9 protein-coding genes are annotated in these 14892 nt (G+C 54.1%); 2 read left to right on the top strand and 7 right to left on the bottom strand.

Annotation, left to right across the window (positions count from 1 at the left end):
- Position 1: 1 nt before the first annotated feature.
- Complete coding sequence (malP, locus tag HV037_RS01580) at positions 2-2395, bottom strand: maltodextrin phosphorylase (RefSeq protein ID WP_103283367.1); 2394 nt, start codon at positions 2393-2395, stop codon at positions 2-4.
- Positions 2396-3024: 629 nt separating this feature from the next.
- On the opposite strand from malP, the gene malT reads away from it, so the two are divergent.
- Positions 3025-5730 (top strand): HTH-type transcriptional regulator MalT, encoded by a 2706-nt coding sequence (malT, locus tag HV037_RS01575; protein WP_103283366.1) that lies wholly within the window; start codon positions 3025-3027, stop codon positions 5728-5730.
- A gap of 41 nt (positions 5731-5771) precedes the next feature.
- Here malT and HV037_RS01570 read toward each other — a convergent pair whose 3' ends face one another.
- The 3 genes from HV037_RS01570 to glpE all read right to left on the bottom strand — a co-directional run bounded on the left by HV037_RS01570 (position 5772) and on the right by glpE (position 7873).
- Positions 5772-6530, bottom strand: a complete 759-nt coding sequence (locus tag HV037_RS01570; RefSeq protein WP_103283365.1) for a DeoR/GlpR family transcriptional regulator — start codon at positions 6528-6530, stop codon at positions 5772-5774.
- A gap of 15 nt (positions 6531-6545) precedes the next feature.
- Entirely contained in the window at positions 6546-7376 is an 831-nt protein-coding gene (gene glpG, locus HV037_RS01565) for a rhomboid family intramembrane serine protease GlpG (protein ID WP_049040645.1), read from the bottom strand.
- A 170-nt stretch (positions 7377-7546) separates the two neighbouring features.
- Positions 7547-7873 (bottom strand): thiosulfate sulfurtransferase GlpE, encoded by a 327-nt coding sequence (gene glpE, locus HV037_RS01560; RefSeq protein ID WP_003023495.1) that lies wholly within the window; start codon positions 7871-7873, stop codon positions 7547-7549.
- A gap of 198 nt (positions 7874-8071) precedes the next feature.
- Here glpE and glpD point away from each other — a divergent pair, with 198 nt between their 5' ends.
- The gene (gene glpD, locus HV037_RS01555) at positions 8072-9580 is read left to right on the top strand and encodes a glycerol-3-phosphate dehydrogenase (protein WP_047415950.1); all 1509 of its coding nucleotides are present in this window, start codon (positions 8072-8074) and stop codon (positions 9578-9580) included.
- 108 nt (positions 9581-9688) lie between these two features.
- Here glpD and glgP read toward each other — a convergent pair whose 3' ends face one another.
- The 3 genes from glgP to glgC are packed head-to-tail and all read right to left on the bottom strand — an operon-like array spanning position 9689 to position 14884.
- The gene (gene glgP, locus HV037_RS01550) at positions 9689-12136 is read right to left on the bottom strand and encodes a glycogen phosphorylase (protein ID WP_016154813.1); all 2448 of its coding nucleotides are present in this window, start codon (positions 12134-12136) and stop codon (positions 9689-9691) included.
- A 19-nt stretch (positions 12137-12155) separates the two neighbouring features.
- Positions 12156-13589, bottom strand: a complete 1434-nt coding sequence (gene glgA, locus HV037_RS01545; protein ID WP_016154814.1) for a glycogen synthase GlgA — start codon at positions 13587-13589, stop codon at positions 12156-12158.
- Positions 13589-14884, bottom strand: a complete 1296-nt coding sequence (gene glgC / locus HV037_RS01540; protein WP_016154815.1) for a glucose-1-phosphate adenylyltransferase — start codon at positions 14882-14884, stop codon at positions 13589-13591. The genes glgA and glgC overlap by 1 nt, the downstream gene beginning before the upstream one ends.
- Positions 14885-14892 lie beyond the last annotated feature (8 nt).

Genomic DNA, 14892 nt, shown 5'->3' with positions numbered 1-14892 from the left:
CTTAACGTTTCGCCTGCCAGATACGAGTCTGATAATCGCGGATGGAGCGATCCGAACTGAACATGCCGCAACGCGCGGTATTCAGAATCGCCGCCCGGGTCCAGGCTTCCTGGTCACGATACAACACGTCAACCTGCTTCTGGGCTTCAACGTAGGCCGCGAAGTCCGCCATTACCAGATACGGGTCACCGCCCTGCTTGCCGATACTGTGCAGCATCTGGTCGAAGGCATGTTTATCGCCGTCGCTATACTTCCCGCTTTCCAGCTCTTTCAGAACAGCATCCAGCACTTTATCTTTCTTACGCCATTTCACCGGGTCGTACCCTTTGGCCTTGAGCGCCTTCACCTCTTCCACGGTATGACCAAAGATAAAGATATTCTCGTCACCGACCTTCTCGGCGATTTCGACGTTTGCGCCATCCAGCGTACCGACGGTTAACGCACCGTTCAGCGCCAGCTTCATGTTACCGGTGCCGGAAGCCTCTTTCCCTGCGGTGGAGATTTGCTCAGAGATATCTGCCGCCGGGATCAGCATTTCCGCCGCCGAGACACAATAATCCGGCAGGAATACGACCTTCAGCTTGTCGCCCACTTGCGGGTCGTTATTGATGGTTTCTGCAACCTTGTTAATGGCGAAGATGATATTTTTCGCCAGGTAGTAACCCGGAGCGGCTTTCGCGCCAAACAGGAATACGCGCGGCACGCGATCGGCCTGCGGGTTCTCACGGATTTCTTTGTATAACGCCAGAATATGCAGCAAGTTGAGGTGCTGACGCTTGTACTCATGCAGGCGTTTAATCTGAATATCAAAGAGAGCGTTAGTCGTTATCTCAATACCGGTACGCGCTTTAATAAACTTCACCAGACGCGCTTTGTTCGCCAGCTTGATGTCACGATACTGCTGACGAAACTTCGCGTCGTCGGCGTATTTTTCCAGGTTAATCAACTGATCGAGGTCGTTGGCCCACTCTTTTTTCAGCGATTTATCCAGCAGCGCGGCAAGTGCCGGGTTGCACTGCTTAATCCAGCGACGCGGAGTAATCCCGTTAGTGACGTTATGGAATTTGTTCGGCCAGAGCTGATGATATTCCGGGAACAGATCCTTCACCACCAAATCGGAGTGCAGCGCCGCCACGCCGTTAACCGCAAAGCCGCTGACCACACACATGTTGGCCATACGCACCTGTTTGTTATGCACCACCGCCAGCTTCGCCCAAACTTCAGCGTCACCCGGCCAGGTTTTCTCGACCAGCTTCTTAAAGCGGTCGTTAATCTCTTTGATGATTTGCATATGGCGCGGCAGTAGTGCTTTCACCAGCTTCTCGTCCCAGCACTCCAGCGCCTCTGGCATCAAAGTGTGGTTGGTATAAGCAAAGGTCTTGCTGGTAATAGCCCACGCATCGTCCCAGCTCATCTGGTGCTCATCAATCAGCACACGCAGTAGCTCAGGGATGGCGATGGTCGGGTGAGTATCGTTGAGCTGAATCACCTCAAAATCAGCCAGCTCATGCAGTTTACGCCCAGCCAGATGATGGCGGCGCAGAATGTCAGCTACGGAGCAAGCGCACTGGAAGTATTGCTGCATCAGGCGCAGCTTTTTACCCGCGGTGTGGTTGTCGTTCGGGTACAGCACTTTGGTCAGTTTTTCAGCGTCGATGCCCTGCTGCTCTGCGCGCAGGAAATCGCCGTCATTAAATTTGGTCAGGTTAAACGGATGCGCGTGGCTGGCCTGCCACAGACGCAGCGGTTGCGCCACGCCGTTACGGTAGCCGAGAACCGGTAGATCCCAGGCCTGGCCGGTGATAACAAACCCCGGCTCCCAGTGCCCTTCTTTGGTGACCTTGCCGCCAATCCCTACTTGCACATCCAGTGCTTCGTTGTGACGGAACCACGGATAGCTGCCGCGATGCCAGTCATCCGGGGCTTCCATCTGCTGCCCATCGGCAAATGACTGACGGAACAGGCCGTACTGGTAGTTGAGACCATAGCCCGTCGCCGATTGACCGACTGTCGCCATCGAATCAAGGAAGCAGGCCGCCAGGCGCCCCAATCCACCGTTACCCAGCGCCGGGTCGATCTCTTCTTCCAGCAGGTCGGTCAGGTTGACGTCATGCGCTTTCAGCTCATCGCTCACCGCCTGATACCAGCCGAGATTGAGTAAGTTGTTGCCGGTCAGACGGCCAATCAAAAACTCCATCGAGATGTAGTTAACATGGCGCTGATTTTTTGCCGGCTTCGCTGCAGGCTGGGCGCTGAGTAACTCAGCCAACGCCCCACTCACTGCCTGCCACCACTGGCGCGACGTCATTTCTTGAGCCGACAGTAAACCGAAGCGCTGCCACTGACGCGTCAGGGCAGCCTGAAATTGATCTTTGTTGAAAGTAGGCTGTGACATAGGGGTTCCAGATCCTTAGGTAATAAAACAACGTTATCGCTAGTTTGCCAGGCTCGTTGTTGACCTTCCTCATCCTGGCACGGATTAGGCAGGGAGGAGGAGCGGGGATGAGCATAAAAGTGTGATCGCTGCCACTTAAAGGGGGTGTTATCGCCCGTAAATTCGCGTAAGTCCGGCATAACGCCCCTGTAATGCCCAACGGACGACGCATTAATAACAAGAGATAAATCGACAATATCAAATAGAGGGGTGACGATGGGAAACAATCTGTAAACAGAGAAATAGTTTCTAACCTGAAATATCCAAGGTGGATAAGATAATTCACATAAAACTTTTAAGTCGGCCACAAAATTCGGCTCTTTACATTAAGCAACTGAGTAACCTTATAAAAAGGGAGGTATTTTTCGGCTCAGCCAAAATACCGACGGATCCAGTCGCCACGCCTGTTGTGACTCTTTAAAGCAATTAATGTAATAGATGTATAGATTTGTGACATAGTGCAAAATCAGACACACAAAAAGTCCGCTTAGCTTGCATAAAACACTAATCTGGCCGACCTTATATCTATTAATTACGAAGCGCAAAAAAAATCATTTTTCCCCATTTTCACACAGTGAAGTGACTAACTTATGTTGATTCCGTCTAAATTAAGTCGTCCGGTTCGACTCGACCATACGGTGGTTCGTGAGCGCCTGTTGGCTAAACTTTCCGGCGCGAACAATTTCAGGCTTGCCCTGATAACAAGTCCTGCTGGTTATGGAAAAACGACATTGGTTTCACAATGGGCAGCGGGGAAGAACGACTTAGGCTGGTACTCTCTGGATGAAGGCGACAATCAGCAAGAGCGCTTTGCCAGCTATCTGATCGCCGCTATCCAACAGGCAACCGGTGGACACTGCACCACCAGCGAAGCGATGGTGCAAAAGCGCCAATACGCCAGCCTGACGTCACTGTTTGCGCAGCTATTTATTGAACTGGCCGAGTGGCACCGCCCGCTCTACCTGGTAGTGGATGATTATCATCTCATCTCCAATCCGGCAATTCACGAAGCGATGCGTTTCTTCCTGCGTCATCAGCCTGAGAACCTCACGCTGGTCGTGCTGTCGCGCAACCTGCCGCAGTTGGGTATTGCCAACCTGCGAGTACGCGATCAGTTGCTGGAGATAGGCAGCCAACAGCTGGCGTTTAACCACCAGGAAGCCAAACAATTTTTCGATCGACGTTTGTCCTCACCTATCGAAGCGGCAGAAAGCAGCCGGATGTGCGATGACGTTGCTGGCTGGGCCACGGCGTTACAGCTGATTGCCCTCTCCGCCCGCCAGAACAACCATTCTGCGCATCAGTCCGCACGCCGCCTCGCCGGGATCAACGCCAGCCATCTGTCCGATTATCTGGTTGATGAAGTGCTGGACAGCGTCGACCTCGGCACCCGTCACTTCCTGCTGAAAAGTGCCATTCTGCGCTCAATGAACGACGCACTGATCGTCCGGGTCACCGGGGAAGAAAACGGCCAGATGCGGCTGGAGGAGATTGAGCGCCAGGGATTATTCTTGCAGCGGATGGATGACGTCGGTGAGTGGTTCAGCTACCACCCGCTGTTTGGCAGCTTTTTACGCCAGCGCTGTCAGTGGGAACTGGCAAGCGAACTGCCCGAAATACACCGCGCCGCCGCTGAAAGCTGGATGGCGCAAGGCTTCCCCAGCGAAGCTATCCACCACGCGCTGGCGGCCGGCGACGCCCATATGCTACGCGATATCCTGCTTAACCATGCGTGGGGACTGTTTAACCACAGCGAACTGACATTACTGGAAGAGTCGCTGAAAGCCCTGCCGTGGGAAAGTCTGCTGGAAAATCCGCGTCTGGTTCTGCTGCAAGCCTGGCTGATGCAAAGCCAGCACCGCTACGGCGAGGTTAATACCCTGCTGGCGCGCGCTGAGCAGGAAATGAAAGGCGACATGGAACCGACGCTGCACGCCGAATTTAACGCCCTGCGTGCGCAGGTCGCGATTAACGACGGCAATCCTGACGAAGCCGAGCGCCTGGCAAAGCTGGCGCTGGATGAGTTACCCATCGCCTGGTTCTATAGCCGTATCGTCGCCACCTCGGTACATGGTGAAGTCCTGCACTGCAAGGGCGATCTCACGCGTTCTCTGGCGTTGATGCAGCAAACCGAGCAAATGGCGCGCCACCATGACGTCTGGCATTACGCGCTGTGGAGTTTAATTCAGCAAAGTGAAATTTTGTTTGCCCAGGGCTTTTTACAGGCCGCCTGGGAGACTCAGGAAAAAGCGTTTCAGTTGATCAAAGAGCAGCATCTGGAACAGTTGCCGATGCACGAGTTCCTGGTGCGTATTCGCGCGCAGCTGCTGTGGGCATGGGCGCGCCTGGACGAATCGGAAGCGTCTGCCCGCGCGGGTATTGAACTGCTTTCCACATTCCAGCCGCAGCAACAGCTACAGTGCCTGGCGCTGCTGATTCAATGTTCGCTGGCCCGGGGAGATCTGGATAATGCGCGTAGCCTGCTCAACCGCCTGGAAAACCTGCTGGGTAACGGTCACTATCACAGTGACTGGATCTCGAACGCCGATAAGGTACGGGTGATTTACTGGCAAATGGTGGGCGACAAAAACTCGGCCGCCAACTGGCTGCGCCACACGCCGAAACCGGAATTCGCCAATAACCACTTCCTGCAAAGACAGTGGCGCAACATCGCCCGCGCGCAGATCCTGCTGGGCGAGTTTGAACCGGCTGAGATTGTGCTGGAAGAGTTGAATGAAAATGCGCGCAATCTGCGCCTGATGAGCGATCTGAACCGTAACCTGCTGCTGCTTAATCAGCTCTACTGGCAGGCAGGACGCAAAAATGACGCACAGCGCGTGTTACTCGACGCGCTGCAGCTGGCCAACCGCACCGGATTTATCAGTCACTTTGTCATTGAAGGTGAGGCCATGGCGCAGCAACTGCGTCAGCTGATTCAGCTCAATACCTTACCGGAACTCGATCAGCACCGCGCCCAGCGTATTTTGCGTGAGATTAACCAGCATCACCGCCATAAATTCGCCCACTTCGATGAAGGGTTCGTTGAGCGTCTGCTTACTCACCCGGAAGTACCGGAGCTTATTCGCACCAGCCCGCTGACCCAGCGCGAATGGCAGGTTCTTGGGCTGATTTATTCGGGCTACAGCAACGAGCAGATCGCCGGAGAATTGGCCGTCGCGGCAACGACCATCAAGACGCACATCCGCAATTTGTATCAAAAGCTCGGCGTCGCACACCGCCAGGATGCGGTGCAACATGCGCAGAAACTGCTGAAAATGATGGGGTATGGGGTTTAGTTAATGCCTGATACGCTACGCTTATCAGGCCTGGAATTAACTTAGCACAGCTCTAACTGAATATGATGATCCGCGATAACCTGCATCACGCCAGCTGGCGGCAGCGTGTCGGTATACACCGCATCCACCATGCTGATACTGCCCATATTCACCATCGCGTTACGCCCAAACTTCGAGTGATCCACCACCAGCATCACATGCCGTGAATTCTCAATAATCGCGCGCTTGGTGCGAACTTCGTGATAATCAAACTCCAGCAGGGAGCCATCGCTATCGATACCGCTAATCCCTAAGATGCCGAAGTCCAAGCGGAACTGAGAAATAAAGTCGAGGGTCGCTTCGCCCATAATACCGCCGTCGCGGCTACGCAGTTCGCCACCGGCGAGTATGATGCGGAAATCCTCTTTCGCCATCAGCGTATTCGCCACATTGAGGTTGTTGGTCACAATGCGTAAATTGCTGTGATTGAGCAGCGCGTGAGCCACCGCTTCCGGCGTGGTGCCGATATCAATGAACAACGTAGAACCGTTCGGGATCTGCGTGGCAACTTTGCGGGCAATGCGCTCTTTTTCCGACGTCTGTGTCGCTTTACGGTCATGCCACGGGGTGTTGACCGAGCTGGAGGGCAGCGCCGCGCCACCGTGATGGCGCAAAATCATGTTCTGATCGGCCAGATCGTTAAGATCGCGGCGAATCGTCTGCGGGCTGACGGAGAAATGCTCCACCAGCTCCTCGGTACTGACGTATCCCTGTTTCTTTACCAGCTCGATGATCGCGTCATGTCGTTGTGTTTGCTTCATTATTGTTCCCTGAAATTACGTTCGTTTTCGTACATTCATAGTATCGGCAAACGCCATTGCCAGACCCACGGCCAGCCCGGCGATATGTGCGCCGTTCGCCATCGACATGCCGAACACATCAAACCAGCCGGCAACAATCCAGATCAAAGCAAAGATAATCAAACCACGCTGCAGGAAAATACCACTTTGTGGATCGCGCTCGCCGCGCAACCACACATAACCCATCAGCGCATATACCACGCCAGACAGCCCACCAAACCACGGGCCGCTAAATTTCTGCTGAACGTAGCCGCTTAGCAGGGCGCTGATCACGGTAATTACAATCAGTTTTCCGCTGCCCAGACGCTTTTCTACCGCACCGCCGAGATACCACCACCACAGCAGGTTGAACAGAATATGCATCAGCGAGAAGTGCATAAAAGCGTGGGTAAAATAACGCCAGAATTCAAATTTCAGCGAAGGGTCAAACGGCCATGCCAGCCAGAGCATCACGGTCTGGTCGCCCAGCATGTTCATCGCGATAAACACTAGCACACACGCGGCCATCACCACCCAGGTTACCGGGCCTGCGCGTTCGCGCAATGTGGCCAGGAACGGATAACGCTGGTAGCGCAGACCGCTGTCGGTATGACCCGACTGCCAGCTTGCCGCGAGGTAACGCGGATCGCCTGGATTCTCCAGAAATCGCGCCAGCTCAGCATGCACGCGCTCAGCCTGGGACTCATCCGCCAGCCAGACATCCGTTTGCTGATGTTGTTGAATCGTCAGGATAACGCCCTGTGTCGCCATATAATCAACAAATGCCTGCGCCACGCGGGGGTTAGCAAAAGAGGTAATCATCAACATGGTTGCTGTCGCTTATTCCACACAAAAGAGGACAGTATATATACCCTTCTGACTTCGAGCTGCATCTTTGTTGGCTTTCCTCACTCACTCCGGTCACGTACTGTTCGTACGCTCCCGGAGATTCGCTGCGTCGCCGTCGCGATGCAACTCGAATTAATTTGGGTATAGTCTTACGAACCGTATGCCACTTCTGCCGGAAAATGTCGATGCCAGGCGTCGAAGCCGCCGTCAACACTGTAAACCGCGTCATAGCCCTGCTGAAGAAGATATTGCGCCGCGCCTTTACTGCTGTTGCCGTGATAACACATTACTAACACGGCGGTGTCGAAATCATGCTCGCGCATAAATGACCCCAGCGTGTCGTTCGTCAGATGAAACGCCTGCGGGGCGTGACCCATCGCATAGCTTTGCGGGTCGCGGATATCCACTAACACCGCGGCCCCCTGGTGCAGCTTCTGATGCGCTTCTTCGACATTAATACATTCAAACTGATCCATTGCTCTCTCTTCTTTATATTGCAGGTGACGCTTTTCAGACATGTTACTTCTTAGTGTACGTCCCGACGGCAGTTAAACGCCATAATGTTATATGTATCACTGTAAATTGTTTATCCGATGTTACCAATGGCGCGATTCTTTGCTATTATGCTCGATAACGAACATTAATGAGCTATAACGAAAGTGCGAGAGGCCAGCATGGAAACCAAAGATCTGATTGTGATAGGTGGAGGCATCAACGGTGCCGGTATCGCGGCAGATGCCGCTGGACGCGGTTTATCCGTGCTGATGCTGGAAGCGCAGGATTTAGCCTGCGCCACCTCTTCCGCTAGCTCCAAACTCATCCACGGTGGCCTGCGCTACCTGGAACACTACGAATTTCGCCTGGTGAGCGAAGCGCTGGCCGAACGTGAGGTGTTGTTGAAAATGGCACCGCATATCGCCTTCCCGATGCGCTTTCGTCTGCCCCATCGCCCGCACCTGCGTCCAGCATGGATGATCCGCATTGGTCTGTTTATGTACGATCATCTGGGCAAACGCACCAGTTTGCCGAGTTCGACCGGTTTGCGTTTTGGCGCAGATTCCGTAATGAAACCTGAGATTGTGCGCGGTTTCGAATATTCTGACTGCTGGGTAGACGATGCGCGGCTGGTTTTGGCAAACGCCCAAATGGTCGTACGCAAAGGCGGAGAGGTGTTAACCCGCACTCGCGCTACCTCCGCTCGCCGTGAAAACGGTTTGTGGATTGTTGAAGCTGAAGATATCGATACCGGTAAAAAGCACACCTGGCAGGCGCGTGGTCTGGTCAATGCCACCGGCCCATGGGTGAAAGAGTTCTTCGACGACGGCATGCATCTGCCATCGCCGTACGGTATTCGTCTGATTAAAGGCAGCCACATCGTGGTGCCGCGCGTCCATACCCAGAAGCAAGCTTATATTCTGCAAAACGAAGATAAACGTATTGTGTTTGTCATCCCATGGATGGACGAATTCTCGATCATCGGGACGACTGACGTCGAATACAAAGGCGACCCGAAAGCGGTAAAAATTGATGAGAGTGAAATCAATTACCTGCTGAAGGTCTACAACGCGCACTTTAAGAAACAGCTGGGCCGTGACGATATCGTCTGGACCTACTCGGGCGTACGTCCGCTGTGCGATGACGAGTCCGACTCGCCGCAGGCTATCACCCGTGATTACACGCTGGATATCCACGACGAAAACGGCAAAGCGCCGCTGCTGTCGGTCTTTGGTGGTAAGCTGACGACCTATCGTAAGCTGGCCGAACACGCGATGGAAAAACTGGCGTCGTACTATCAGGGAATCGGTCCGGCGTGGACAAAAGAGTGCATTCTGCCAGGCGGTGACATCGGCGGCGATCGTGAAGATTACGCGGCCAAACTGCGCCGTCGCTACCCGTTCCTGACCGAGTCGCTGGCGCGCCATTATTCGCGCACCTACGGCAGTAACACCGAATGGATTATCGGGGAAGCCACCTCGCTTGCCGAGTTAGGTGAAGACTTCGGCCATGAGTTCTATGAGGCCGAGCTGAAATATCTGGTCGATCACGAATGGGTGCGCCGTGCGGAAGATGCGCTGTGGCGTCGCACGAAAGAAGGTATGTGGCTGAACGCTGAACAGCAGTCGCGCATGACCCAGTGGCTGGTGGAGTACATTGAGAAACAGCAGCTGTCGCTGGCGTCTTAAGACACTCGATATAAAACTGTAGGCCCGGTAAGCGTCAGCGCTACCGGGCCTTTTGCCGGATGGCGGCTAACGCCTTATCCATCCGGCCTACAGATCGTCCTGCCCTTGTTACAACCGCACCGAGTCGATATGCCAGATGTTTTCGGCGTACTCTTTGATCGTCCTGTCCGACGAGAAGTAGCCCATGTTGGCGATATTAATCATCGACTTGGTGGTCCACTCTTCCGGGTGGCGATACAGTTCGTCAACCTTATCCTGGCAGTCAACGTAGCTGCGATAATCCGCCAGAACCTGATAGTGGTCGCCAAAGTTGATCAGCGAGTCAACCAGGTCACGATAGCGCCCCGGCTCCTCAGGGCTGAATACACCGCTGCCAATCTGCGTCAGCACCTGGTGCAGCTCTTCGTCTTTCTCGTAATACTCACGCGGCTTGTAGCCCTGGCTGCGTAAGGCTTCGACCTCTTCCGCCGTATTACCAAAGATAAAGATATTTTCTGCGCCCACATGCTCCAGCATCTCGACGTTGGCACCGTCCAGCGTCCCAATGGTCAGCGCGCCGTTGAGGGCAAACTTCATATTACTGGTACCAGAGGCTTCGGTCCCGGCCAGCGAAATCTGCTCAGACAGGTCGGCAGCAGGAATAATCACCTGCGCCAGGCTGACGCTGTAGTTAGGAATAAACACCACTTTCAGCTTGTCACCAATTTGCGGATCGTTGTTGATCACTTTCGCGACGTCGTTGATCAGGTGAATAATGTGCTTCGCCATGTAATAGGCCGAAGCCGCTTTACCGGCGAAGATATTCACGCGCGGCACCCACTCGGCATCAGGATCGGCCTTAATGCGGTTGTAGCGGGTGATCACATGCAGCACGTTCATCAACTGGCGTTTGTACTCGTGAATACGCTTGATCTGCACATCAAACAGCGATTTCGGGTTCACCACCACGTTAAGCTGCTGGGCAATGAGCGTTGCCAGACGCTTTTTATTCTCCAGTTTCGCACGGCGCACCGCCTGATTTACCAGCGGGTAATCGCAGTGCTGTTCAAGCTCGCTTAGCTGGCTGAGATCGGTTCGCCAGGTGCGGCCAATGTTCTCATCCAGTACCTCAGAGAGCGATGGGTTAGCCAGCGCCAGCCAGCGGCGCGGCGTCACGCCGTTGGTGACGTTACAGAAGCGAGTCGGGAAAATCTTCGCAAAGTCAGCAAACAGCGACTGCACCATCAGGTTGGAGTGCAGCTCAGAAACGCCGTTAACCTTGTGGCTCACCACCACTGCGAGCCATGCCATACGCACCCGGCGGCCATTGGATTCATCGATAATCGACGTCCGTCCCAGCAGACTGGTATCGTTCGGATACTGTTCCTGCAACGTCTTCAGGAAGTAGTCGTTAATCTCAAAGATGATTTGCAGATGGCGCGGCAGAATTTTGCCCAGCATATCGACAGGCCAGGTCTCCAGCGCTTCGCTCATCAAGGTGTGGTTGGTATACGAGAAGACCTGGCAGCAGACCTCAAACGCATTATCCCAACTGAATTTGTGCTCATCGATCAGCAGACGCATCAGCTCAGGAATCGACAGTACCGGATGGGTGTCGTTGAGGTGAATGGCGATCTTATCTGCCAGGTTGTCGTAGGTTTTGTGCAGTTGATAATGACGGTTCAGGATGTCCTGCACCGTGGAGGAGACCAGGAAATACTCCTGGCGCAAACGCAGCTCGCGTCCTGAATAGGTGGAGTCATCCGGATACAGCACGCGGGAGACGTTCTCGGAGTGGTTTTTATCTTCCACCGCCGCAAAGTAGTCGCCCTGGTTAAATTTACCGAGGTTGATTTCGCTACTGGCCTGGGCATTCCACAAGCGCAGCGTATTGGTGGCGTCTGTGTCATAACCGGGAATAATTTGGTCGTAGGCTACCGCGAGGATCTCTTCAGTTTCTATCCAGCGCGTTTTCTTGCCTTCCTGCTGAATACGCCCGCCAAAGCGCACTTTGTAGCGCGTATTGTGGCGTTTGAATTCCCACGGGTTACCGTATTCCAGCCAGTAGTCCGGTGACTCTTTCTGTCGGCCATCAACAATGTTCTGTTTGAACATGCCGTAGTCATAACGAATACCGTAGCCGCGTCCCGGCAGACCCAACGTTGCCAGTGAGTCCAGGAAGCAGGCCGCCAGGCGCCCGAGGCCACCGTTGCCAAGACCAGGGTCGTTTTCTTCATCGATCAGATCTTCAAGATCCAACCCCATACCTTCCAGCGCATTTTTGACATCGTCATAAATACCCAACGATAACAGTGCATTGGAAAGTGTGCGGCCAATCAGAAACTCCATTGACAGATAATAAACCTGTCGAGTTTCCTGGGATAATTGCGCACGGTTAGAACGCAGCCAGCGCTCCACGAGACGATCGCGCACCGCGAACAACGTGGCGTTCAGCCACTCATGTTTATTGGCAATGACCGGGTCTTTACCAATCGTGAACATCAGCTTGTAGGCGATAGAATGCTTAAGTGCCTCTACGCTGAGTGTGGGCGATGCATAAGTAAATGGAGCATTCATATAGGTGATTCCTGGATATCTATTTCAAACGATAGTAAAGCTCACGGTATGACTTCGCCGCGACTTGCCAGCTAAAATCCATGGTCATGGCCTGACGTTGTACAAACCGCCACAGCGAAGGCCGGGACCACAATACGAAAGCACGCCGAATCGCGCGTAGCAGCGACCAGGCATTACTATCTTCAAATACAAACCCACTGGCGATACCATCCGCCAGGTTTTCCAGCGAACTGTCAGAGACCGTATCAGCCAGCCCACCGGTGCGCCGCACCAGCGGCAGCGTGCCGTACTTCAGTCCATACAACTGCGTTAAGCCACACGGCTCAAAACGGCTGGGGACCAATATTACGTCGGCCCCACCCATGATGCGGTGCGAGAAGGCTTCGTGATAGCCAATCTGTACGCCCACCTGTCCCGGATGTTCCGCCGCCGCGGCGAGGAAACCTTCCTGTAAAACCGGATCGCCCGCGCCGAGCAATGCCAGCTGTCCACCCTGCTCTAACAACCCCGGTAGCGCTTCCAGTACCAGATCCAGCCCTTTCTGACTGGTCAGGCGGCTGACTACGGCAAATAGCGGCACTTTGTCGTTAACCTTAAGTCCCATCGCGATCTGTAGCTGGCGTTTGTTCTCCGCCTTCTCTTCCAGCGTTTCACGCGTATACCGCGACGCCAGCAGCAGATCGGTTTCCGGGCTCCAGATTTTTTCATCAACGCCGTTCAGCACACCGGAAAGACGTCCTTCACGATGACGCTGCTGCAACAGACCTTCCATGCCGTAGGCAAACTGCGGCTCGGTAATTTCCCGCGCGTAGGTCGGACTGACCGCCGTAATGTGGTCGGCGTAGTACAACCCGGCCTTCAGGAAAGAAATCTGCCCGTTAAACTCCAGTCCGTGCACGTTAAAGAACGACCATGGCAATTGGATGTCATCCATATGCTTTGCATAAAACATGCCTTGATACGCCAGGTTGTGCACGGTGAACACCGATTTCGCCGGATGGCCGCGCGCCGCCAGATACGCCGGGGCCAGACCGGCATGCCAGTCGTGCGCATGCACCACATCCGGGCGCCAGAATGGGTCAAAGCCACAGGCCATTTCACTGCCGACCCAACCCAGCAGCGCAAAACGCAGCACGTTATCGGTATATGCAAACAGGTTAGTGTCGTGATACGGGCTACCGGGACGGTCATAGAGATGCGGCGCGTCAATCAGGTAAATGCCCACACCGTTGAAATGCCCGAACAACAGCGTAATACGTCCGGCGAAGGTATCGCGACGCGTCACTACCTGCGCATCGGGAATGCCGCGACGGATATCAGGAAACGCCGGGAGCAGCACGCGGGCATCCACACCGTCCGCGATTTGCGCTGCGGGTAACGCCCCAATAACATCCGCCAGTCCCCCGGTTTTTAACAAAGGGAACATCTCTGAACAAACGTGTAAAACCTGCATTATCGCTCCTGTTTGATCTGCAGTTTGCGCAGCATTTCACGCGTGACCAGTACAATACCTTCCTCTGAACGGTAGAAACGACGAGCATCTTCTTCCGCGTTTTCACCAATCACCATGCCTTCAGGAATAACGCAGGCGCGGTCGATAATGCAACGACGTAAGCGGCACGAACGTCCCACCCACACTTCAGGTAACAACACTGCCGAATCAATGTTACAGAATGAATTCACCCGCACTCGCGGGAACAGAACGGACTGCACTACCACCGAACCAGAAATAATACAGCCGCCGGAGACCAGCGAGTTCAGCGTCATTCCGTGGCTACCGGAACGGTCCTGAACAAATTTCGCCGGCGGCAGTGATTCCATATGCGTACGGATTGGCCAGTCCTGGTCGTACATATCCAGTTCAGGCGTCACCGAAGCCAGATCGAGGTTTGCTTTCCAGTAGGCTTCCAGCGTTCCCACATCGCGCCAGTACGGCTCGGATTCCGGGTCAGACTGTACGCAGGACAATGGGAATGGATGTGCATATGCCATGCCAGCTTCGGTGATTTTCGGGATGATGTCTTTGCCAAAATCGTGACTGGATTTTTCATCGAGGTCATCTTCCGCCAGCAGTTCATACAGATAATCGGCGTCGAAGATGTAGATCCCCATACTGGCAAGCGATTTGGTCGGATCATTAGGCATCGCTGGCGGGTTGGCAGGTTTTTCAACGAACTCGATAATTTTATCGGTGTCGTCCACGTCCATTACGCCAAACGCGCTGGCCTCTTCAATAGGCACTGGCATACAGGCCACTGTGCAACGCGCGCCTTTCTCAACGTGGTCGATCAGCATGCGTGAGTAGTCCTGCTTATAAATATGATCGCCCGCGAGGATCACCACATATTCCGCTTTATAGCGTCGAATGATGTCCAGGTTTTGGGTCACCGCATCCGCCGTACCGCGATACCAGTTTTCACCCTGCATCCTCTGCTGGGCAGGCAGCAGATCGACGAACTCGTTCATCTCTTCACTAAAGAACGACCAGCCGCGCTGAATATGCTGCACCAGCGTGTGTGACTGGTACTGAGTGATCACGCCGATACGGCGGATCCCGGAATTAAGACAGTTGGATAAGGCAAAATCGATAATGCGGAACTTACCGCCAAAGTGCACGGCAGGCTTGGCACGCTTATTGGTTAAATCTTTCAGGCGAGTACCGCGGCCACCGGCCAGGATCAGGGCAACAGATTTTAATGGCAGCTGGCGCGCCAACATTACACGATCGTTCTTCTCTAAACTTACCATGACTAACT

This window comes from Citrobacter sp. RHBSTW-00017 (assembly GCF_013797615.1).
GTDB classification, from domain to species: Bacteria; Pseudomonadota; Gammaproteobacteria; order Enterobacterales; family Enterobacteriaceae; genus Citrobacter; species Citrobacter braakii.
The sequence above is the reverse complement of the archived record's forward strand: the minus strand, read 5'-3'. Positions and strand labels throughout refer to the sequence as shown.